Raw genomic sequence first — 20,861 nt, 5'->3', positions numbered from 1 at the left:
CTCGTAGCGCATCATCTCGCCTTGCCTCCTTGCGGAGACAACAACCGGCGCTCCCACATCCATCAGACACGGCCTAGTGGGGGCCCGGCAGCAGCAGGGACAGCGGCAGCCGGTGGGGATACGCCCGGCGCGCCTGTCCCAGCAGATCCTCGGCGCTCGTCTTGAGCGAGCTGACCGTGGGGGCCACGGGGAGTGACTCCAGGTGCTGCTGGAGGACCCAACCCGGTCCAACGAGCAGCAGCGCCACCGCCGGCACGATGCACAGGGCCACCACCGCGCTGGCGCCGCCCACCGTCCCCAGGAAGCGCAGCGGAGGGGACGCCTGGATGCGCGGGCGTTGCAGGGCCGCCAGGATGCGCGCGAAGAGAGCTCCGCCGATGATCCCCAGCAGGGTGGCGAGCCCCCAGCTCAACCCTCCCAAGGGGGTGCCCAGCACTGGCTGAAGCAGCTCCGGGGCCGTGGCGCCCAGCACGAAGGCGAGCACGAAGGGCCCTGAAGCGAGGATGGCGACCAGCCCCCAGTGTCTTGCATTGAGTCGGTCCACCGTTTTCCCCCTCCGCACCAGAAGCTGGTCACCGGCAGGCAGGCGCGCCAGGGTGGCGCGCCCCGGAACGGTGTAGGCGTGCACGGGCCATCACTTCAGGCGTCGCACTCCGAGGGGCTGTCGGTGAAGGCGCCCAGGGGCTCCGGGAAGGACAGGGTGCCCGTTTCCCCGAGGGCGCCGGTGATCGCGCCCGCGCCTGGGAGCGTCACCTCCACGGCGCGGCCCCGGACGGTGTACGTGCCCGGTGTCCGCGACTCAAGGGGCGTCCCGGCGTCGTCCACTTCTCTTCTCCAGAGCTCCACGCGGCCCCCGTCCAGGAACTTCAAGGCGCGTGTGGTGCCATGGACGCCGACGCCGGGGCCGTACCAGGACACCGCGCGCAGGAGGGCCGGCACGTCGGCCTCCTTCCGTGGGGTGCGGCCCAGCAGGCGCTGCCACCCGAGTGTGTCCCGGATGACGTCCAGGTCCCTGTCGTCCTTCGCCCGCTGGAGGCGGCGCGCGTCCAGGCGCACGGCGGTGGACAGCAGCTCCACGATGGTGTCGCGGTAGGCGCTGTACTCGCAGACCTTGCCCTGCTTGCGCAGGAGGCCCAGGGTGGCCGCGGCGTTGTAGTGGGCCAGGGCGTAGTCCGGGGCGGCCTGGGCGGCGGCCTGGAACTTTTCCAGCGCTTCTGGGTAGCGGCCGGCCTGATAGAGCCGGAAGCCCTGCGTGTTGAGGGCACGGCCCGAGGGGGGCGCGGCGGAAAGCGTCAGGGCCAGCAGGGACAGGGCGAGGACCATGGCGCTCCAGACGGGCGACCCCCTGGGACATTCCAGGGGGGGTGCGTAACCGCTTGCGCGTTGATTGGCCTGAACCCTGGTGCTAGTTCCGCGCCATGGCAACCGGCATTGGCTACGCGCTCGACTTCGAGCGCCCGCTCATCGAGCTGGAAAAGAAGATCGAAGAGCTGAAGGTCCTCTCCACCAGCGGCTCCGTGGACTTCTCCTCGGAGATCTCCAAGCTGGAGAAGAAGGCGAAGAAGCTCCAGACGGAGATCTTCAGCGACCTGTCTCGCTGGCAGGTGGTGCAGCTGTCGCGGCACAACGCGCGTCCGTACTTCCTGGACTACGTCCAGCACCTCTTCACGGACTTCTTCGAGATGTGCGGCGACCGCCACTTCGGAGAGGACCCGTCCATCGTCGGCGGCTTCGCGCGCTTCGACGGCAAGACGGTGATGCTCATCGGGCACCAGAAGGGGCGCAACACGAAGGAGAACATGGCGCGCAACTTCGGCATGCCGCGCCCGGAGGGCTACCGCAAGGCGCGCCGGCTGATGGAGCTGGCGGAGCGGATGGAGAAGCCCATCCTCACCTTCGTGGACACGCCGGGCGCGTACCCGGGCATCGGCGCGGAGGAGCGCGGGCAGGCGGAGGCCATCGCCATGAACCTGGAGGTGATGAGCCGGCTGCGCGTGCCCATCATCTCCACCGTGGTGGGCGAGGGCGGCTCCGGCGGCGCGCTGGCCATCGGCGTGGGCAACCGCGTGCTGATGTTCCAGAACAGCGTCTACTCCGTCATCTCCCCGGAGGGCTGCGCCTCCATCCTCTTCCGCGACGCCACCAAGGCGGACAAGGCCGCGGACGCGATGCGCCCCACCGCGCCGGACCTGCTGGCGATGAAGATCATCGACGAGGTGATTCCCGAGCCTCCGGGTGGCGCCCACCGCGACCCGGCCAAGGCGGCCGAGGCGCTGGGCAAGACGCTGCGCAAGCACCTGGGCCAGCTGGCGGAGCTGTCGCCGGACGCGCTGGTGCGCGACCGCTACGACAAGTTCCGCGCGCTCGGCATGTTCTCCGGCAAGTAAGAGGCCCCCCTTCCATGCGACCGCTCGTTCCTCCCTATGTGGAGACGCTCAAGGCCTACGTTCCGGGCAAGCCCATCGAAGAGACCGAGCGGGAGTACGGCCTCACCGGCGTCATCAAGCTCGCCTCCAACGAGAACCCGCTGGGCCCGTCGCCCCGCGCGGTGGAGGCCATGCGCAACGCCGCCACCCAGGTGCACCTGTATCCGGACGCCACGAGCTTCCATCTGGTGCGTCGGCTCGCCGCGCACCTGGGCGTGAAGCCGGAGGAGGTCGTCCTGGGCAGCGGCTCCAATGAGCTCATCGAGCTCTTGATGCGCACGTTCACCACGCCGGAGGAGGACATCCTCCTGTGCCAGGGGTCCTTCCCCGCGTACCGCATCTCCGCGCAGGCGCACGGCAGGCGCTTCGTCGAGATCCCCATGCGCGAGGGCTTCCGCTACGACCTGGAGGCCATGGCCCGCGCCGTCACGCCGCGCACGCGGATGGTGTTCCTGGCCAACCCGGACAACCCCACGGGCACCACGTTCGGCCGCAAGGACCTGGAGACGTTCCTGGCGGCGGTGCCGAAGGACGTGCTCGTCATCCACGATGAAGCCTACGCGGAGTTCGTGGACTGGCCCGACTACGCGAGCGCCGTGGAGCTGTTCCACGCGCACCCGAACCTGGTGGGCCTGCGCACCTTCAGCAAGATCCACGGGCTGGCCGGCATCCGGCTGGGCTGCGCGGTGATGGACACGAAGCTCGCGGGATACGTGCACCGCACGCGCATGCCCTTCAACCTCACCGTGGTGGCGCAGGCCGCGGGCATGGCCGCGCTGGATGACACGGAGCACGTGCGCCGCACGCGCGAGAACAACCACGCGGGCCTGCGCTACTTCGAGCAGGAGCTGCCGAAGCTGGGCGTCACCCTGACGGAGAGCCACGCGAACTTCGTCTTCGTCGACTGCCGCCGGCCGGCGGGCGCGGTGTACGAGCAGCTCCTGCGCCGGGGCGTCATCGTCCGGCCCATGGCGGGCAATGGCTTTCCCACCTGCCTGCGCATCTCCGTGGGCACGCCCGCGGAGAACGCGCGCTGCGTGAGCGCGCTGACGGAGGTCCTGTCGTGAGCCCGCGGCCGTTCATCATCGCCATCGACGGGCCGGCCGGGGCGGGCAAGTCCTCCGTGTCCAAGGTGCTGGCGCGCCGGCTGGGCTTCGCGCTGGTGGACACGGGCGCCATCTACCGCTGCGTGGCGCTGATGGCCACGCGCGAGGGCATCGCGTTCGACGACGACGCGAAGCTGGGCGAGCTGCTGGAGCGCGTGCGCATCCACTTCCAGGTGGTGGGCGAGGAGAACCACGTCTTCCTGGGGGGCGAGGATGTGTCCGGGGAGATCCGCACCCCGACGATTTCGATGGGCGCTTCTCAGGTGTCTGGCCGGCCGGTGGTGCGCGCGGGGCTGCTCGCGCTCCAGCGGCGGCTGGCGCTGGAGGCCCAGGCGGGGGCCATCCTGGAGGGCCGGGACATCGGCACGGTGGTGTTCCCGGACGCGGACGTGAAGTTCTTCCTCGCGGCGGATCCCGAGGTGCGCGCGCGCCGCCGCTTCGAGGAGCTGTTCCAGAAGGGCGTGGACAGCAGCCTGGAGGCCGTCCTCACGGACCAGACGCGGCGCGATGCCGCCGACTCCGGCCGCGAGGTGGCGCCCCTGAAGGCCGCCGACGACGCGGTGCGCGTGGACTCCAGCAGCCTGCCCCTGTCCGAGGTCGTGACGACGCTCGAGCAGGAGATTGAGCGCCGCCGGGCTTCGCGCGGCGCCTGAGGCCCGGACGCGTCAGAAGCTGACGCCCTCCGTGGAGGGGGAGGGCACCGTCATCGCCAGCCGGGACTGGGTGCCTTCCTTCTCGTAGAAGCGGTGGTACAGGTACAGGTCCGCGACCACCTGCTTCACATAACCGCGCGTCTCCCGGTACGGGATGGACTCCACGAAGAGGTCCAACGGCATGCTGCCGCGCTCCTGCGTCCAGCGCACCGCCGCCTTGGGGCCCGCGTTGTAGGCCGCCGCCGCGAGCGCCGGGTGCGCGAAGCGCTTCATCAACTGCGCCAGGTACCACGCGCCGTAGCGGATGTTCCGCTCCGGGGCGAAGAGGTCCGCCGGCGCGGGCGCGGGCTCCGCCATCTTCTGGGCGATCTCCGTCGCGGTGGGCGGGATGATCTGCATCAGGCCTCGCGCGTCCGCGGCGCTCATCACCTCCGGGCGGAACGCGCTCTCGCGCCGCATGATGGCCCACACCAGGAAGGGATCCAGCGCCTGCCGGGTGGCCTCCGCCTCCACCGCCTGGGCGAACGCGCGGGGATAGAACGCGGCCAGCGCGTCCGGCGCCTTCGCGCCAAAGGCCCGGCCCCACAGGTAGCGCGCCGCCACGACGTGCGCGTGGCCGTACTCGCCCAGCTGCAACAGCGCGTGCGCGAACGGCAGCGCCTGGTCCGCCGTGCGCAGGCCCGACACTCGCGACTGCACCTCGTCCGCCGCGTCGCGGAAGAGCCCCGCGCGCGTCAACGCCACCGCCAGCTCCAGCTCCGGCGGGCGGGGCAGGGTGAGCTGCTTCGGCGGCTGCGGGAAGGCCGCGGGTGGCGTGCGGCCCAGCTCGCGCAGCCGCTCCGCGGCGAGCAGCGCGTAGAACGACGCGGGCGCCGCGCTGATGACCGCCTCGTACGCGGGCCCCAGGGTGGCGGCCTTCGCGCCCGCGAGCTCGTCCGTGCGCGCCATCCAGTAGCGAGCCTGGGGCGCGAGGCTCGTCTTCGGGAAGTCCGTCACGAGCGCGTCCAGCGCCTGGCGTGCCTGCGGGTACTGCTCCAGCCGGATGTGCGCCAGCGCGCGGAACCACATCGCCTCGTCGCGGCGGCGCGAACCCTTGTAGCGCTTCTCGTAGTCCGCGAAGGACCGGGTCGCGTCCTCGAAGCGGCTCCCCTGGAGGTCCAGCCACGCGGCGAAGAACGCGCCCTCCTCGCCAGCGGCCTGGGACGGATAGGCCTTGTCCAGCGCCGCCATCAACTTGCGCGCCTTGTCGTTGTCATCGGAGCGCAGCGCCCGGCGTGCCACCACCAGCGCGGCCTCCGCGGCGATGGCCGGAGGCCCCTTTCGCGCCACCGCGAGCGCCTTCTCCGCCTCTTCACGCTTGCCGCGCGCGAAGAACACCTGGGCCCGGAGCAGCGCCACCTGCGCCTGCGCGGGAGCCCCCTTCACCAGCGCGCGCTTCTCCGCCGTCGCCAGCTCCTCCTCGGCCCGGACCGGAGCGCCGTCGGAGAGAAATCCCCTGGCGCGCTGGAGGTGTTCGGGCAGGGTGAGCTTCACCGCGGGCTTCAGCGCCGCCAGCTTCTCCAGCGCTTCGTCGGCGTAGGGGTGGGTGGGGAAGCGCAGCGCCACGGCCTTCAGGTCCGCCTTCGCGCCGGCTGTGTTGTGGGTGGCCTCTCGGGTCGCCGCGCGCTGGAAGAGCAGCTCTGCGGTGGGCTGCGCCGCCGCCGCCGACTCCAGCACGGGGGCCGCGTCCTTCGGACGGTGGGCGTCCAGCAGGGACTCACCCAGGCGGGCCCGCGCGCGCACCGCGAGCGCGGGGGAGGCCTTCTCCAGAGAGCGTTCGAAGTCCTTCGCCGCGCCATCGGGGTCGCCCGCGTAGAAGCGCGCCTGCCCCAGGTAGAAGGCCTGGAAGGCCTCCAGGGGCGGCGGGGCCGCGTGGCGGGTGAGCAGGTCCCGGGCGAGGGGGGCATCTCCATCGGAGAGGACGAGCGTGCCGGCGAGCAGCCCCAGGCGGCCGGCGTCGGGACACTTCGCCGCCTCGCAGGCGCTGAGCTCCGCCTGGACGAGGGCCGCCGCGTCGGGCCGGTGCAGGCGGACGGCTTCGAGCGTCGTGGGGGATTGTCCCAGCGCCACCCCCGTCACCCAACCCGCCACCCAGCCGGTCCAACTCATGGATTTCTTCCTTTCACTTCGCGGCCTTGCGGCTTCGGAACGAGAGCTAAACTACTGACATTCCCCACCAGGTGGGCGGGGGTCGGTTTGACAGTCGGCCCGACAAGTCCTAGATCCCGCGCCCACGGGCTGGTCCCGCGGGGTTGTCGCCCCGTTGCGCTATCCGGAGGGAATCCTTACGTTGCGCCGCTGTTGAGCGCTACTCCGGACCGCCGTCGTGTGAGGCGGACCTGTCGTCGGTTGCACTGCTCGTCTACAGACCTCGGGGGGGGAAACAGCTCATAGGGGAGGCTCCATGAAGCCGTGTCCGTCCGATCTGCCGCAGACCATCAATCCCGAAGCCGGCCCGAAGCGGGCAGGCGTCGAGACGCATCGAAATCTGAACTGCAATCACTACGACAACTGTCTGGATGAAGCCGTGCGTCGTGGTTGGCAGTCGTTCACGTGTATGAAGTGCCCGCTGTACGCCAACCTCGCGCCTCCGCAGATGGGGCTGGAGGCGTACGCCACGCAGCGCCGTCCTGTCTAACCCGCCTGTCTGACACGACCCTGGGGACCGGGCCGTGCGATGAGGTGACCGGCCACGCCCCCACCCGGGACGTGGCCGGAGTCCGCGTGGCGGCGCCACCGCCAATCCCCGGCGAGGCCTGGAGGTCGCGGGGATGCCGTCGTCCGCCTGACTGGGCTCCGTGAATCACGGGACCGCGGCGTAGATGACGGCCACCCAGTATTGACCCTGGCCGAAGCGCTTGGAGTCGCCGCGCACCAGCCCCACGCCCACGCGGGTGTTGGTGGCGGCCGCGAGGCTGCGTGACTCCGGCAGGGCGCTCGGGTCTCCCACCACGAAGAAGTCCACGGACGCCGTGCCCGCGTCCGGCAGCGCCGAGAACACCCGCTCGTGCAGGGGGGAGGGCTCGCCGTCGCCCGCGGAGGGTTCGTCGTGCGACAGCGCGCGCCGGGCGTGTTCGCGCGCCAGCCGCTCCAGCGCCTCGCTGCGCACCAGGGGGGGCAGCTTGAGCGTCGCGCGGTGCCGGGACAGGGCCTCGTAGGCATCCGACACGGGGTCCGCCGACAGCGCCGCGCCGGGCGAGGCCGCGGTGAAGACCTCCGTGACGAAGGCCTGGTCGCGCCCATCCACCTTCTGGAAGGCCACCCCCACGCCCATGAAGCGGAACGCGGGGTCCATCAGGTTCTTGCGGTGGCCCGGGCTGTGCTCGATGCCGAAGTGCGCCGCGAGCGGGCCCGATGCCTGGCCCAGATTCTCACCGGCGCGCACGTAATGCGCGCCCTCCGGCAGCCGGCGCGTGAGCGTGGAACCGTCTGGCGCGATGTGGGCGAAGAAGCCCTCGGTGGCCATGCGCGTGCTGTAGCGCTGAGAGACGTCCTCCAGCGACGGGTCCGGCGTCAGCTCCGGGAGCCGGTGCGCGCGGCGCAGGGAGTTGATGCGCTCGTAGATGGCCTCGCGGGCCTCGGCCAGGGTGGTGGGTTCGCGCGTGGCTTCCTGCTCGCCCCGGGATGCGCGCGGGCCCACCTGCACCAGGAACAGCGACGCCACCTCCGGCCCCGCGTCCGCCTGCCCCACCACCTCCACCGTGTAGGAGCCCGGCGAGGGAAAGGACAGCGGGGCGCAGAAGCCGTTGGTGCCGGAGGGCGCGCGAGTCAACGGGACGCCGTCCACCTCCCCATCCGGTCGCGTGATGAAGACCTGGGGGCTTCGCAGCGGAGACACGAGCCGCCCACAGAGCCGCCTGCGCGCCTCCCCCTCCTGCGGCAGGGCGCGGGGGAAGGGGAGGAGCTCCGCCTTGCGGTCCGACAGCAACAGCACCAGGGCGGAGCGCTCGCCCTGGAAGGCCACGCCGACGCCGAAGTGGCTCGTGCGCTCGTCGTTGAAGTCCTTGCGGGCGAGGAACGTCTCGATGGCGTGCGTGCGCACCCACGCGCGGATGACCAGCACCTTCGGCGAGGGATCCGCCGCGCCCGCGTCGCTGACCGCCTCCGTGAGCGTGTGCAGGTCGGGGGCTCCGGTGGTGAATTCGCTCAGGGCCTCGCGCGCGAGCCGCCGTGCCGCGAGCTCCAGCGCCTTGTCGTTGCTCGGGGCTCGCCGGCCCACGCGCTCGAACTCGCGAGCGATGTGCCCCCGGGCCCGAGCCTCCTGCGACTGGGGCGTCTCCACCGGGAGCGAAGGAAGCGCGTCCTGCGCCCCGGCCTCGGGGACGGCGAGGGCCGCCACCGTCGGCGAGGCGGCGGCCGCGGGGCCCGGCAGGGTGCTCCCCATCGCGAGCCACAGGCTCAGGAGCGCGGCGCGCGTCATCGCGTCTCCAACTGGAAGGCGAGCGCCGCCACGGTGCCCGACCCCAGCTTCTCGTTGAGCCGCTCGCACAGGGAGTCCGCCTGGCGGGTGAGGACGTGGGCCCACTCGGCGTTCTCCACGCTGATGATCAGCGTGGTGCCGTCCAGGTGGTGCGGGCGGCTGTGGCGCGCGATGTTCTCACCCACCGCGGCGACCCAGAGGGGCGTCAGCGAGGACGCGCGGCCCGACTCCCCGGCCAGTCGCGCCAGCACCCGGGGAAGCAGGCTCTGCATGGTCTTCGGCTCGCTGCGCGCCATCGTCGGGCGATTCTGGAACCCCTGGCGCCGGATGCCAACCGACACTTTGCCTGCCCGCCCGTCCCATTTCCCTTTCGCCCCGGACCCCGGTGTTTTCGACCGGGCGCCTCCGGTGCGGTGTGGGTCGCGTCACGGCCGATCCCCTTGTAAGGTCCAGGGAAGGCCGGTCCCCCTCGGAGTTCCCATGCGTCCCATCCCCCATCCGGTCCGGTCCCCCGGCCTCGTGTTCGCATGCCTGCTGGCGTGCGCCATGGGCTGCGGGATGTACGCCTCGGACGCGCCCGGCATCTTCGGCGGGAAGAACGACGATGCGTGCACGGTGGATCAGGACTGCGCGGATCCCGCGCTGTTCTTCTGCAACACGGCCCTGTCCCGCTGTGAAGCCGCGTGCCGCTCGGACGACGACTGTTCGGTGACGCGCCGGGGGGAGCTGCACGCCATCGCCGCCTGTGAGCTCCAGTCGCTGGGCTGTCGCTGTGACGCCAGCCGCTGCGTGCCCGCCCTCTGCACCGGGGACGCCCTGTGCGCGAACGGGGAGGTCTGCCGCGACGGCACCTGCGGTCCGCCCCCGCCCGTGTCCTCCGTCGCGGCCTGCCGCGTGGTCCCGGAGCGGGTCATCGCACCCGCGGGCACGCCCTTGCGCTTCGAGGCCTGGGTGTCCGATGTCAGGGGCCAGCCCGTGGTCCTGCGCGAGGGCCTCACCTGGTCCGCCCTCTCCACGCGGGTGAAGGGAGAGGCCACGAGCACCGGGGCCTCGTTCACGCTGGAGTCGGCCGGGGTGGAGCTGGAGTCCGTGGAGGCCCGGGTGGGCGGCGTCAGCTGCCGGGCGCGCGTCACCGTGCTCCCCAAGCTCACGGCCCAGGGACAGGTGCGGGTGGTGGTGACGGACGGGCTCACCGGGCTCCCCGTCGAAGGGGCCGCGGTGGTGGTGGCGGATGTCGCGGGCAGCACCACGGCCCGAGAGACGACGGATGCGCAAGGCGTGGCCGTGGTCGCCTCCCGGAACGATTCGACCGTGTCCGTCTTCCACCCGGACTTCGGCTACCTCACCGTGGCGAACTACGAGATGAACGGTTCGCGCGACCTGCGGCTGCCCCTGCGCCGCAACCCGGCGGATCGCGAGGGTGGGGTGCGCACCCTGTTCACCCACTTCGCTCCGACGGGGGCGGCGGGCGCGCTGGCGCTGGGGATGACGGGGCTGTCGGTCCCCGGGCTCCTATCGGAGGCCGCCCCCGGGCAGCAGGTGGGGCCCGAGCGCTCCGTGGAGCTCATGCTGGGCGGCGCGAAGCGTTCCTTCCAGGTGCCCGGCAACGTCTGGGTGCGCGGCTTGGGCGTCACGGCGCCGGAGTCCGTCGACTCGCCTGGCCTCGCCGGGGTGTGCGACGCGGCGCTCAAGGACGTGACGGAGCCGGAGGAGGCCATGCGCGCGGGCGCCTGTGGCACGCGCGCCGCCTGGGCGCTGACCGCGCAGGTTCCCTCGGGAGAACTGCCCGCGGGGATGATGGAGCCGGGCGTGGATCCGCTGCTGCTGCTGGCTCGCGCGCTGCCGCCTTCGGGGCGGTTCTCCTCCGTCGTCTCGCGCGACGTGCAGTTCACGCTGCGGCCACCGGGGGCGGGGGAGCCGTCGCGTCTGGCTCCGGTGGTGCAAGACTTCCAGCAGGTGCCGCTGGCCTTCCCGTTCGTGGTGCGCGTCCCCTCGCTCCCTCGCTTCCGTGACGGCTTTCTGGAGCGCACCGTGGTGATGGGCTCCGTGGTCGCGCCCGGACGGGGCATGGTGCCGCTGGGCCTGGGCGCCGCCATCAACGTCAACCCGGCGGATCCGAACACGGACACGCAGCCGGGGCTGTCCACGCCAGGGCTCGTGCGCGTGCGCATGGCGCCGGCCCACCACGGCCTGGAGGGGCAGGCGTACCGGCTGCTCGCGCTCGCGTCGTCAGGTCCGCTGGGGGGCGAGCTGCCCGCGGGCGTGGCCACCAGCGCGCTGATGACCGCCCTGGACGCGCCCCACTTCGATCCCGATGGCACGCAGCCGGTGACGTTCCCGGACGCGTTCCTCGCCGTCCCGGAGGGCGCTCGCTACAACCCCGACGCCTTCATCTGGCACGGACTGCTGCCTCGGGAGTGGCGCATGGACACCCCGGTGCCGTCGGCGACGCTCGTGCGCGGGACCTTCACCAACATGGCCGGGCGGCGCTGGTCGATCTGGCTGGATGCCCGCCGCGCCACCTCTGGCGTCCGGCTCCCCGTGCCTCCCGCGGGCTTCGAGGACCGCACCTTCCAGGGCGACACGGAGGGCTCGCGCGCGTCCCTGTCGGTGGAGGCCCTGTCCATGGCCACGCCCGAGGGCAAGGCGCCGAGCCTCTCCGCGCTGGCGGAGTCGGGTGGGCTCGCGCCCGAACCACTCGCCGCGGCCACCCATGGCGCGTCCACGCTGCACTACGGGCGGCCCCAGGTGGCGTGGCTCGAGCCCGCGGAGGGGGCGGCCCTGGCGCGCGGCGCGACCGTGCGCGTCCGGGTGGAGGGTTTCCAGGTGGGGCCCGGAACCTCCGCCACGGACGAAGGCGGGGTGCTGATCACCGTGCACGGCGGTGGCGTGGGCTGTGACGGCGCGATGCTCCGCGGCGACCTGGCCACTCGGGCGGGGGAGGTGACGCTCGTGCTGCCCGCCCTGTGCTCCGGGCCGGAGGTGACGCTCGTGGCGTCACTGGTGGATTCGCTCGGGGTGTCGCTGCGTCCGGCGGTCAGCGCCGCGCGCACCGTGCGGGTGCCCTGACGTGCTGGGGTGTCAGTGCTTCTCCGACCTGGAGGGGCACCCATGCCCGCCGTGAATTCGCTTTCGCGAATTGCGCGGTGATACGTTTGCCTCGTCATGGGCCAGAAGGAGACGGTCGTCACCGTCATCTCGAAGATCTCCGAGCGGCCCGTCAATCTGGACGCGGCGCTGGTGGTCATCTACGGCCTGGATCTGGGCCGCAAGTTCGACCTGACCCGCGAAGAGACGCTGATCGGCCGGTCGTCCAAGGCGGACATCCAGATTGATCAGGAGGCCGTGAGCCGCAACCACGCCCGGATCACCAACACGACCAAGGGCGTGCGCATCGAGGACCTGGGCTCCACCAATGGCACGTTCGTCAACGACGACGTGGCGTCGGGGGGGCGGTCGCTCCAGAACGGCGACCTGGTGAAGATTGGCCGCACGATCTTCAAGTTCATCGCGGGCGGCAACATCGAGGCGGCGTACCACGACGAGATCTACCGGCTGACCACGATGGACGGCCTCACGCAGATCTACAACCGCCGCTACTTCGACGAGCAGCTGGACCGGGAGATCTCACGCAGCCGCCGCTACGAGCGCGTGCTGTCGCTGGTGATGCTGGACCTGGATCACTTCAAGGAAGTCAACGACACCTACGGCCACCTCGCGGGGGACTCGGTGCTCAAGCAGCTGGCGTCCACGGTGCGCACGCGCATCCGGCGCGAGGACGTCTTCGCCCGCTACGGCGGCGAGGAGTTCGCCCTGCTGCTGCCGGAGATCCACCTCACCGGGGCCCGCCAGCTCGCGGAGAAGGTGCGCAAGCTGGTGGAGCGACAGCGCTTCGAGTTCGACAAGCAGGTCATCCCCGTCACGCTGTCCGTGGGCGTGGCCACGCTGGAGCCGCACCACCGCGAGCCCTCGGAGCTGGTGCGCGCCGCGGACGAACACCTCTTCGAGGCCAAGAGCCAGGGGCGCAACCGCGTCTGCGGCTGACGCCCCCGGACTGAAGGACCGCGGCGCTCAGCCCGTGAACACGGAGCGGCGCTCGCGCAGCAGGGCCTGGAGCATGGCCTGGATGGATTCGCGGGTGCGCTCGGTGAGCCGCTGCACCTCGCCCAGGTCGTCCGCGGCCTCCGGGGGCAGGCCCTCCATCGTCAGCGGCTCCCCGAAGCGGATGGTCCACTTGGCCGGCAGCGGGCCCGGCGCGGTGAGCGGCAGCGACGGGAACCCCAGGAAGCCGCCAGGGATGCGGCCCAGCAGCGGGGAGGTCTCCTCCGCGCCGACGATGGCCACCGGGACGATGGGCGCGCCGGTGCGCAGCGCCAGCTTCACGAAGCCGCCCCGGCCGAAGCGCTTGAGGCGGTAGCGCTCCGCGAACGGCTTGCTCGCGCCCTGGTAGCCCTCCGGGAAGACGACCAGCGGCCGACGCTCGTCGAGCAGCCGCAGCGCGTTCTCCGGCGAGGCGCGCACGGCGCCCAGGCGGTTGAAGAGGGTGCCCAGCATGGGCGCGTGGAAGACCTGATCCTCCACGAGCCAGCGGGCCTCGAGCAGGTCGGGGCGCTCGCGCATGAGGGCCTGCGCCATCACCATGCCGTCATAGGGCAGGGCGCCGGAGTGGTTGGCGACGAGGATGGCCGCGCCCCGAGGCACCTGATCCACGCCCTCCACGGAGACGCGCCAGTACTGCTCGTAGAGGAAGTCGAGGACCGGCTGGAGGTTCTCCACCAGCTCCGCGTCCTTGCCGTAGTCGTCCAGGCGGCTGCCTCCGCCCGTTCCCAGGCTGGTGCGGACCGCCTCCACCAGGCCGTGCATCGCCCCAACGGCGCGGCCCAGCCCCTCGCTCGCCAGCGCCTGTCCGGCGATCTCCCGGGCCAGCGAGAACATGCCGGCCGCGCGGCCCGCGAAGCTCGCGGACGGGGGAGTCTCCTCCTGGCTTCCGAAGGACGGCTCCTCGCGAGGTGGTTCCTCCTGGCGGGAGGACTCGCCGGGCTCGCTCACGAGCGACAGGGGGCGGCGGCTGGGGGGCAGCTCGTCGTGGGACTCGTCCACCAGCTCCACCTCCGGCGCCACGTCGGTCGGGGCCGCGCCCGTGATGACGGAGACGGAGACGTGCACGCCGTCCTCCTCGCCGCGCTCCACGCCGTTCGCGAGGTCATCCCCTGCGTCGGTGTCATGGGGGGCGGCCATGCCCTCCGGGTCACGGCGCCAGGCGTCCGCCGTCCAGACATCCGCCGCCGTTTCGTCGGGATCCTCGGGAGGCGGCACGTGCTTCGGGTCGCGGCGCCAGGCGTCCGCGGTCCAGACATCCGCCGCGGCTTCGTCGGCGTCGAGGTCCCCATCGTCGCTGGTCTTGGCGGTGGACAGGGCGCGCTCCTCGGGGGTGGAGTGGTGGCGGTCCATCACCTCATCCACGGCGACTCCCGCGGTGGCCTCGGCGACCTGGGTGGCGACGCGGGTGGCCAGCTCGCGCTTGGGGGCGGCGCCATGGCTGTCGTCCAGGACCTGCCGCACGGCGGACTCGGCCAGCTCGGCGACGAGCTCCGTGGCGAGGACGCGCTCGATGTCGCGGTCCGGGCCGCGCTTCCCCTGGAACAGCTCGCCCACCGCCGTCGTCGCGGCGGCCTCCGCCGCATCCGCGGCCAGCGCCTCCGTCAGCGCGCGATCCACCGTCTGCTCGGGCGGACGCGCGGCGCGCACCTCCTCCGCCAGGACCTGGGGACGCGGGGGACGGGGCCCCCGGGAAGGCGTGGGCGTGGAGGGCTCGCGCAGCGGGGCGGTCTCCTCGCCGGGGCCTTGCGCGCGGGAGCCGTGCTTCGCGGCCTCGCGCGCCTCGAACCGGTGGACCTTCGCCGCGGGCGTCTTGGGCGTGGCGGCCGCCGGCTTCGCCTCCGGACTCCTGCCACCCTTCGGGGCCTTCGCCCGCGAGCCAGACTTCGACGCGCCACCGCTGGCGCCCTTCGCCTTGGCCGCTGGCTTCGCTCCCTTCGCGGACTTCGGCGTCGCGGCCTTCTTCTTCGCGGCCTTCGGGTCCGCGGCGTCGTCCTTCGCGTCGCCCGCGCGGGTCGCGGCACCCCGCTGGAAGGGATCATTCCCGAGGACACCCTTGGTCATGTCTGGCTCCTTCTGAGCGCCGACGCGGCGTCCCTGACGTGGTGGAGGGGCACGAACCCCAGCGCGGATTCGGCACGCTCACCGTCCGCGACCCAGGAGTAATGCATGTAGTCGAGCAGGGCCACCGGCAACGTGCCCGCACCCACCACCCCCAACGCGCGAAGTGCTCCACGAAACAACGGCCCCGGCAGGGGGAGCGGTTGCGCGCCCGCCTGGCGGATGAGCCCGGACCAGGGCAGCACTCCACGCCCCACGATGTTGAACTCCCCGGCCGCGTCGGCCCGGAGCGCCAGGTGCAGCGCCCGGCCCGCGTCCTCTTCGTGGATGGCCTGCCAGAGCGGGTCGAACCCCAGGAGGGTCGGCACCACCGCGTGGGACAGCATCCGGGTGACGGGGTTGTCCAGGCTCCGGCCGAGCAGGGGCGCGAAGCGCAAGACGAGGGTGCGGGTGTCCGGGTGCCGTTCGCGGAAGGCCCGCACCTGCCCCTCCACCTCGACCTTGTCGTTCACGAACCGGCTGTTCGGACAGCCGAACAGCGGCGAGCCTTCCCGCAGCAGCGCCGGGTTGTTGCCCCGGGCTCCGTAGGTCACGGTGAGCGATGGAACCACCAGCCGGGGGAGCCGCGCGCGGCCCACCGCCGTCAGCACGTTCATCGTGCCGATGACCTCCAGTTCGTGCGCCAGCGGCCCGTTGAGGATGGGCCCGAAGAGGAAGGCCAGGTGGAAGAGGGCATCCACCGGACGCTCCGTGAGCGCGTCCGTCAGCTCGCCCTCCGCGTCGTAGCGGGTGAGGTCCACGCGGTGGAACTCCACCTTCGTCGTCCCCTGGGGCTCCTTCGTGTCGAGCACGAGGATGCTCTCCACGTCCGGGTCCGCCTCCAGTCTCGGCAGGAGCAGCTTGCCGTAGTCGCCATTGGCGCCTGTCACCGCGATGCGCATCGGGCCCTTGCCTGCTCGGATCACTTCCATTCGCAGGGACGGGTGTTAGCCCAGCCGTCCCAGAATGTCAGCCGCGCGCGCCCGCGATGTGCTGGACAACGTCATCCAGGTGGCGGAGGGTGGTGGATCGCCATGTCCCGAATCGCGCGCCTGAGCGACGTGCTCATCAACAAGATCGCCGCCGGTGAGGTGGTGGAACGCCCTGCCTCCGTGGTGAAGGAGCTGTGCGAGAACTCGCTCGACGCGGGCGCGCGCACCGTGCGCGTGGAGCTGGAGGGCGGCGGCGTCGGGCGCATCACCATCTCCGACGACGGCCACGGCATGAGCCGCGCGGACGCCACGCTCTGCCTGGAGCGCCACGCGACCAGCAAGCTGCGCGAACTGGACGACCTCTTCCACATCGACTCCATGGGGTTCCGGGGCGAGGCCATTCCCGCCATCGCCTCCGTGTCGCGCTTCACGCTGCACACCGCGGAGCCGGACGCGCTCGAGGGTACCCGGGTCACGGTGGAGGGCGGCGGGCCCCCCACGGTGGAGGACGCGCCGCCCCGCGTGGGCACCGTCATCACCGTGGAGGATCTGTTCTTCAACGTGCCCGCGCGCCGCAAGTTCATGCGCCAGGGCGCCACCGAGCTCAAGCACTGCGAGGAGGCCGTGGTGCGTCTGGCGCTCGCGCACCCGGAGGTCGGCTTCTTCGCCGCGCACGAGGGCAACGAGCTGTTCGCGAGCCCCGCCAGCGAGCACGACCCGCGCGAGCGGATCGCCGCGGCCCTGGGGCCCGCGTCCTTCCCGCACCTGTTCCCGGTGGAGGAGCGGCGGCTGGGCGTCGTCGTCACGGGCTACCTCGCGTCCCCTGAGTACACGCTGCCCAACGCGCGGGGCCTCTACACCTTCGTCAACCGCCGCTACATCCGCGACCGCGGCCTCATCAGCACCGTGCAGCGCGCGTTCCAGGACTTCCTGCCCGCGGGCCGCCAGCCGGTGGTGGTGCTGCACATCGACGTGGAGCCTCGCGCGGTGGACGTCAACGTGCACCCGCAGAAGATGGAGGTGCGCTTCGCCGACGCCCGGGGCGTGCAGGACGCGATCAGCGCCGCCCTCTCGCGCGTGCTGCGCGCGGCCCCCTGGCTGGGCACCCCCGAGGAGCAGGCCGCGAACCCGCAGCAGCCCCGCGACGCCGCGCACTACGCGCACGCCGTGGAGCGCTTCCTCACCCGCGCCCAGGAGGCCACCTGGGGCGCGCCGCTGCCCACCGCCATGGACGCCCCGGGGCCGGGCGGCTCCATGCCCGCGCGCCCGTTGATGCCCTCCTACTTCGCGCCGCAGGGCGGAGGCCCGGCGGGGCAGGGCAGTGGGTTCCAGGGCCCCGCGATGCCGGGCCGCACGCCCGCGTTCGGCGAGGCCCAGCCGCAGCTCAACGAGGCGCCGCCCCCGGGCTACTTCGCGGCGCTGCGCCCCATGGGCCTGCTGGGCAGCCGCTTCCACGTGTGCGAGGGACCGGGCGGGACGCTGGTGGTGCTGGACCCGCACGCCGCGCTGGAGCGCGCGCGCCTCTCCGCGTACCTGCGCCGGCTGGACGAGGACGCGAAGGCGCCGCCTCCGTCGCTGTTCGGCACCACGGTGGACCTGTCGCTGGCGGCGGTGAAGACGCTGGTGGACGGCCGCGAGGCGCTGCTCAAGCTGGGCGTGGACGTGGAGCCTTTCGGCGGCACGGCGCTCGCGCTCAAGTCGGTGCCGCCGGGGCTGGAGGGTGTGGATCCGCGCGCGCTCCTGGAGGCCCTGTCGCGCGCGCTGCCTCCTCGCAGCGCGCCGCTGGACGTGACGAGCCTGGCGGAGGCCGTGCGCGTGATGGCCTGTCACGCCGCGCGGCGCGCGTCCTCCACCCCGCTCACCGACGCACAGCTGCGCGCGCTGCTGGGGGAGCTGGACCGCGCGGACTTCACCCCACCGTGCACGCACGGCACGGTGGTGGTGCTGGAGATGCCCCTGCTGGAGCTGGAGCGGCGGGCCCGCTGACGGCTCAGGACTTCGTTTCGGCCTGGGCGCGCAGCCGCGCCTCGTGCGCCCGGTGCTCGCCGGTGGGGTCGCTGGGCGCGAAGTCCTCCGGCGCGAACACGCGGCGGATCTCGATCTCCCCGTCCGTGAAGGGGACGCGCCGCGCCCAGGCGATGGCCTCCTCCATCGACTTCACCTCGATGATCCAGAAGCCGGCGACCAGCTCCTTCGTCTCCGCGAAGGGGCCATCCGTCACCTGGGTCTGCTTGTTGGAGAACGTCACCCGCGCGCCCTTGGAGCTGGGGTGCAGGCCCTCACCCGCGAGCAGGATGCCGGACTTCACCAACTCCTCGTTGAACTTGCCCATCGCGCCCAACTCCTCGGAGGAGGGGAGCCTGCCGGTTTCACTGTCCTGCGAGGCCTTGACGAGCATCATGAAGCGCATGGGGCGTTCTCCTGGAACGTCGGGTTCGGGATGGCGACGAATGGTAGGGCGGGAAATCGACACGGGAGGGACCGCACCGGAAATTTGACGAAGCAGGCCTCGCGGCTACGGTGTGCGACACGCCTGTAGCACCGGGCCGAGACCGCCCGTGCCGGCAGAAAGCCCCGGGTCCTTCTCCGTGATGTTCCGCCGTCTGCCGCTCCTCCTCGCGCTCGTCGCCGTCCCCGCCTTCGCCCAGGACGACGACAGGGCCCCCACCAACCTGGACGGCGTGGGCCGCATCACCGTGCAGGCGGGCTACCGGCTCACCTCCAACGGGACGCTCTATGACTCCTGGTACGGCGCGAAGGGGCCGGGCGGCGGCCTGGCGCGCGCGCCGGAGTCCAACGGGGCGCCCGTCGGCGCGGCCACGTTCGCCTATGCGGTGTCGGACCTGGTGGAGCTGGGCATCGACCTGATCGGCACCGCGCAGAACCTCCACCTGACGGAGTCCGGCGCGGACGACAGCGCCGTGAACCGCAAGGTCAGCGCCGTCGCCTATGGCCTGCTCGTGGGCCTGCGCTTCCAGGGCGTGTTGGACATCGGGCCGCACGGGCTGGTGCCGTTCGCCGGCCTGCTCACGGGGCCCACCGTCATCTCCTCCAAGCGCCAGGGCTCGGCCCTCAAGGAGAACGTCGCGCAGGCCTGGGTGGGCTCGCTCGGCGCCACGCTCCGCCTGTCCGCGAAGTGGGGCCTCACCGCGGAGTACCGCCTGATGTTCCTGCGGGGCCCGGTGGAGTCTCCAGACGCGGCGAAGTGGGCCGGCCCCTTCAGCTTCAGCAGCGGCGGCAACTGGTTCGCGCTGGGGCTGACCTATACGTTCCCGCCGGATCCGTCGCGGCCCGTGCCCACGTTCTAGCGGCGCGGAAAGTTCCAGCGAAGAGGGCAGGCAAGCGCGCATGAGGCGCGGCCTCCTGGGAATGGTGGGGACCGAGCGTGCTGTTTGGGGGAGCGGAAAAAGAACCCGCCCCTCCTCCCGGAGAGTCCCCTAGCATGCGTGAGACGGCCGAAGTCATTTCCGGTCCCAGGAAGATGTCCATGCCCCCCTCTGAACAGCCGAAGACCGACGTCGAGAAGGAGCTCTCCGAGCTCCGCCGCGAGGTCATCGAGTCGCGCAACCTCGTCATCAAGACGGACAACCTGCTGAAGAACCTCCACGCGGAGGTGAAGGCGGTCGGCAAGCGCCACGAGGACTTCCAGAAGCGGCAATGGCTCTCCTCGGCGGTGGCCTACGCGCTGTTCGCGGTGCTGGCGGTCGGTGGCGCGGTCCTGGTGAACGGCGCGCGCAGCTCCAGCAACACCAGCGAGCGCGAGCGGCTGGAGAAGCAGGTGGCGGACCTCTCCACGCAGTTGGAGAAGCAGCGCGCGGACACCACCGCGCACCTGACGGCCCAGCGCGCCGCCGGCGAGGTCTACAAGATGATGACCACGCTGCCGGGCGACGAGCGGCTCAAGGGCATCGACGCGCTGGTGAAGCTGGACACCCAGCGGCTGTCGTCGCTGGAGCGCCAGGCCCTCAATGATCGCGCCGCCATCCTGCGCCGCGAGACGGGCGACGCCGCCTACGAGCGCGGCAAGCTCGCCTTCCGCCGCAACGAGATGTCCGGCGTGGTGGCGGACCTGTCCCGCTTCCTCGCCATGAACCCGTCGGAGGCGGAGGCGCTGGACGCGTCCTTCTTCCTGGGCACCGCGTACAACCAGCTGCGTCAGCACGACAAGGCCGTGCCGCTGCTGGCCCGCTTCGTGGACGGCGACAAGAAGTCCAAGACGCGCGACTACGCCATGCTGCTGCTCGCCCAGTCGTACCAGGAGACGGGCGCGTACGATAAGGCGGCGGACACGGTGCGCGACGCGCTGGCCACGTACCCGGCCACCCAGTACTTGTCGCAGTTCCGCGGGCGCCTGACCTCCGCGAAGCGCGCCGCCGCGGGTGGCTCGGAGGCCGTCCCGGTGCCCGCCGCCGCCCCCGTCGCCGCGCCGCAGGCCGCGCCCGCCGTGCAGACGGCCCCCGCCGGCCAGTAGCCCGTCCCCCCGCCGTCCGGCCCACCCGGGGCCGGGTTCTCCTTCCGGACGGCGAGGAACGGAAGCATTGCCACCCGGGGTCCAGGGTCGTAAGACCTGGGCCCCGTGTCCGCTCCCGATCCCAGGAAAGACCCCCGCTTCCGCCGCTACCGTGCCGCCGCGTATGGGGTCCACATCACGCTGGCGACGTTGTTCTCGCTGTGGATGATCTGGAACGTCGGGCACTCCGTGGCGGAGATGACGCCCGGGCGCCTCCCGCCCGTGACACCGCCCCTCACCGTGCGCGAGTGCCTGGACGCCGCGGATGCCCACTGGAAGGACCTGGAGGCCGAGCGCGAGAAGCTCGTGCACGTCCTTCCCGCCCGCAAGGTCGATCAGGAGTGGATGCGCTACCGCACGGAGTGGCTGACGCGCGTGCGCAAGTCCGAGTCCGAGTGCGCCCTCGAGTCGAGGGACCCCTCCCGCGTGGAGCTGCGCTCGGTGTACCGGCACCTCGCGAAGGTGCAGGACCTCTACACCATCCACGCGGTGCAGTACGCGGGCGAGGTGGGCGGCGCGGTGGACGCGCTGCACGCCGCCTTCGACACCGCGCGCCGCAAGGACAGCGGCCGGTAGC

At 72.1% G+C, this 20,861-nt stretch carries 18 protein-coding genes; 10 read left to right on the top strand and 8 right to left on the bottom strand.

Annotated features, from left to right (window positions below; translation table 11 throughout):
* Positions 1-73: 73 nt before the first annotated feature.
* Both FOF48_RS35530 and FOF48_RS35525 read right to left on the bottom strand, forming a co-directional pair.
* Complete coding sequence (locus tag FOF48_RS35530) at positions 74-544, bottom strand: hypothetical protein (protein WP_143909341.1); 471 nt, start codon at positions 542-544, stop codon at positions 74-76.
* A 95-nt stretch (positions 545-639) separates the two neighbouring features.
* Entirely contained in the window at positions 640-1,323 is a 684-nt protein-coding gene (locus FOF48_RS35525) for a hypothetical protein (protein ID WP_186002210.1), read from the bottom strand.
* Between the two features lie 95 nt (positions 1,324-1,418).
* Between FOF48_RS35525 and FOF48_RS35520 the strand changes: the two genes are divergently transcribed.
* From FOF48_RS35520 to cmk, 3 genes are read left to right on the top strand one after another with little or no spacing between them, the layout of a single operon-like run.
* Entirely contained in the window at positions 1,419-2,387 is a 969-nt protein-coding gene (locus tag FOF48_RS35520) for an acetyl-CoA carboxylase carboxyltransferase subunit alpha (RefSeq protein ID WP_143909339.1), read from the top strand.
* Positions 2,388-2,401: 14 nt separating this feature from the next.
* Positions 2,402-3,493, top strand: coding sequence for a histidinol-phosphate transaminase (gene hisC / locus FOF48_RS35515; RefSeq protein ID WP_143909337.1), 1,092 nt, complete (start codon positions 2,402-2,404; stop codon positions 3,491-3,493).
* Positions 3,490-4,185, top strand: a complete 696-nt coding sequence (gene cmk, locus FOF48_RS35510; protein ID WP_143909335.1) for a (d)CMP kinase — start codon at positions 3,490-3,492, stop codon at positions 4,183-4,185. The genes hisC and cmk overlap by 4 nt, the downstream gene beginning before the upstream one ends.
* A gap of 12 nt (positions 4,186-4,197) precedes the next feature.
* On the opposite strand, the gene FOF48_RS35505 is transcribed toward cmk, so the two are convergent.
* Positions 4,198-6,333: a lytic transglycosylase domain-containing protein gene (locus FOF48_RS35505; RefSeq protein WP_143909333.1), complete on the bottom strand. Its 2,136-nt coding sequence runs from the start codon at positions 6,331-6,333 to the stop codon at positions 4,198-4,200.
* A gap of 295 nt (positions 6,334-6,628) precedes the next feature.
* On the opposite strand from FOF48_RS35505, the gene FOF48_RS35500 reads away from it, so the two are divergent.
* Positions 6,629-6,862 (top strand): hypothetical protein, encoded by a 234-nt coding sequence (locus FOF48_RS35500; protein WP_143909331.1) that lies wholly within the window; start codon positions 6,629-6,631, stop codon positions 6,860-6,862.
* A 165-nt stretch (positions 6,863-7,027) separates the two neighbouring features.
* Here FOF48_RS35500 and FOF48_RS35495 read toward each other — a convergent pair whose 3' ends face one another.
* Together FOF48_RS35495 and FOF48_RS35490 are read right to left on the bottom strand one after the other, a co-directional pair.
* A complete protein-coding gene (locus FOF48_RS35495) occupies positions 7,028-8,644 on the bottom strand; it encodes a CAP domain-containing protein (protein WP_186002209.1) in 1,617 nt (538 codons plus the stop codon).
* The gene (locus FOF48_RS35490) at positions 8,641-8,940 is read right to left on the bottom strand and encodes a DciA family protein (RefSeq protein ID WP_143909329.1); all 300 of its coding nucleotides are present in this window, start codon (positions 8,938-8,940) and stop codon (positions 8,641-8,643) included. The genes FOF48_RS35495 and FOF48_RS35490 overlap by 4 nt, the downstream gene beginning before the upstream one ends.
* 184 nt (positions 8,941-9,124) lie before the next feature.
* Between FOF48_RS35490 and FOF48_RS35485 the strand changes: the two genes are divergently transcribed.
* Positions 9,125-11,713, top strand: coding sequence for a carboxypeptidase regulatory-like domain-containing protein (locus FOF48_RS35485; RefSeq protein WP_143909327.1), 2,589 nt, complete (start codon positions 9,125-9,127; stop codon positions 11,711-11,713).
* 96 nt (positions 11,714-11,809) lie between these two features.
* Entirely contained in the window at positions 11,810-12,688 is an 879-nt protein-coding gene (locus FOF48_RS35480) for a GGDEF domain-containing protein (protein ID WP_143909325.1), read from the top strand.
* Between the two features lie 27 nt (positions 12,689-12,715).
* Here FOF48_RS35480 and FOF48_RS37655 read toward each other — a convergent pair whose 3' ends face one another.
* Both FOF48_RS37655 and FOF48_RS35470 read right to left on the bottom strand, forming a co-directional pair.
* Positions 12,716-14,806: a lysophospholipid acyltransferase family protein gene (locus FOF48_RS37655; RefSeq protein ID WP_143909323.1), complete on the bottom strand. Its 2,091-nt coding sequence runs from the start codon at positions 14,804-14,806 to the stop codon at positions 12,716-12,718.
* Complete coding sequence (locus tag FOF48_RS35470) at positions 14,803-15,774, bottom strand: SDR family oxidoreductase (RefSeq protein WP_143909321.1); 972 nt, start codon at positions 15,772-15,774, stop codon at positions 14,803-14,805. Before FOF48_RS35470 ends, FOF48_RS37655 begins: the two co-directional genes overlap by 4 nt.
* Positions 15,775-15,876: 102 nt before the next feature.
* On the opposite strand from FOF48_RS35470, the gene mutL reads away from it, so the two are divergent.
* The gene (mutL, locus tag FOF48_RS35465; RefSeq protein ID WP_143909319.1) at positions 15,877-17,760 is read left to right on the top strand and encodes a DNA mismatch repair endonuclease MutL; all 1,884 of its coding nucleotides are present in this window, start codon (positions 15,877-15,879) and stop codon (positions 17,758-17,760) included.
* A 4-nt stretch (positions 17,761-17,764) separates the two neighbouring features.
* Here the strand turns inward: mutL and FOF48_RS35460 are convergent, their stop codons facing one another.
* Entirely contained in the window at positions 17,765-18,184 is a 420-nt protein-coding gene (locus FOF48_RS35460; protein WP_143909317.1) for a YciI family protein, read from the bottom strand.
* A gap of 148 nt (positions 18,185-18,332) precedes the next feature.
* On the opposite strand from FOF48_RS35460, the gene FOF48_RS35455 reads away from it, so the two are divergent.
* The 3 genes from FOF48_RS35455 (at position 18,333) to FOF48_RS35445 (ending at position 20,860) form a co-directional block, all read left to right on the top strand.
* Positions 18,333-19,082 (top strand): hypothetical protein, encoded by a 750-nt coding sequence (locus FOF48_RS35455; RefSeq protein WP_255443039.1) that lies wholly within the window; start codon positions 18,333-18,335, stop codon positions 19,080-19,082.
* A gap of 179 nt (positions 19,083-19,261) precedes the next feature.
* Complete coding sequence (locus tag FOF48_RS35450) at positions 19,262-20,245, top strand: tetratricopeptide repeat protein (protein WP_143909315.1); 984 nt, start codon at positions 19,262-19,264, stop codon at positions 20,243-20,245.
* 105 nt (positions 20,246-20,350) lie between these two features.
* Positions 20,351-20,860, top strand: a complete 510-nt coding sequence (locus FOF48_RS35445) for a hypothetical protein (protein ID WP_186002208.1) — start codon at positions 20,351-20,353, stop codon at positions 20,858-20,860.
* Position 20,861: the final 1 nt, after the last annotated feature.

The sequence above is a fragment of the Corallococcus sp. Z5C101001 genome (assembly GCF_007352635.1).
Classification (GTDB): Bacteria; Myxococcota; Myxococcia; order Myxococcales; family Myxococcaceae; genus Corallococcus; species Corallococcus silvisoli.
Note: the sequence above shows the minus strand (reverse complement) of the source record. Positions and strands in the feature narration are given on the sequence as shown.

What these genes read in the sequence shown, in the direction of transcription:
- FOF48_RS35525 (WP_186002210.1), bottom strand. Translation starts at nt 1,323, where the DNA reads ATGGTCCTCGCCCTGTCCCTGCTGGCCCTGACGCTTTCCGCCGCGCCC.
- FOF48_RS35520 (WP_143909339.1), top strand. Translation starts at nt 1,419, where the DNA reads ATGGCAACCGGCATTGGCTACGCGCTCGACTTCGAGCGCCCGCTCATC.
- hisC (WP_143909337.1), top strand. Translation starts at nt 2,402, where the DNA reads ATGCGACCGCTCGTTCCTCCCTATGTGGAGACGCTCAAGGCCTACGTT.
- FOF48_RS35505 (WP_143909333.1), bottom strand. Translation starts at nt 6,333, where the DNA reads ATGAGTTGGACCGGCTGGGTGGCGGGTTGGGTGACGGGGGTGGCGCTG.
- FOF48_RS35500 (WP_143909331.1), top strand. Translation starts at nt 6,629, where the DNA reads ATGAAGCCGTGTCCGTCCGATCTGCCGCAGACCATCAATCCCGAAGCC.
- FOF48_RS35495 (WP_186002209.1), bottom strand. Translation starts at nt 8,644, where the DNA reads ATGACGCGCGCCGCGCTCCTGAGCCTGTGGCTCGCGATGGGGAGCACC.
- FOF48_RS35490 (WP_143909329.1), bottom strand. Translation starts at nt 8,940, where the DNA reads ATGGCGCGCAGCGAGCCGAAGACCATGCAGAGCCTGCTTCCCCGGGTG.
- FOF48_RS35485 (WP_143909327.1), top strand. Translation starts at nt 9,125, where the DNA reads ATGCGTCCCATCCCCCATCCGGTCCGGTCCCCCGGCCTCGTGTTCGCA.
- FOF48_RS35480 (WP_143909325.1), top strand. Translation starts at nt 11,810, where the DNA reads ATGGGCCAGAAGGAGACGGTCGTCACCGTCATCTCGAAGATCTCCGAG.
- FOF48_RS37655 (WP_143909323.1), bottom strand. Translation starts at nt 14,806, where the DNA reads ATGACCAAGGGTGTCCTCGGGAATGATCCCTTCCAGCGGGGTGCCGCG.
- FOF48_RS35470 (WP_143909321.1), bottom strand. Translation starts at nt 15,774, where the DNA reads ATGGAAGTGATCCGAGCAGGCAAGGGCCCGATGCGCATCGCGGTGACA.
- mutL (WP_143909319.1), top strand. Translation starts at nt 15,877, where the DNA reads ATGTCCCGAATCGCGCGCCTGAGCGACGTGCTCATCAACAAGATCGCC.
- FOF48_RS35460 (WP_143909317.1), bottom strand. Translation starts at nt 18,184, where the DNA reads ATGCGCTTCATGATGCTCGTCAAGGCCTCGCAGGACAGTGAAACCGGC.
- FOF48_RS35450 (WP_143909315.1), top strand. Translation starts at nt 19,262, where the DNA reads ATGCCCCCCTCTGAACAGCCGAAGACCGACGTCGAGAAGGAGCTCTCC.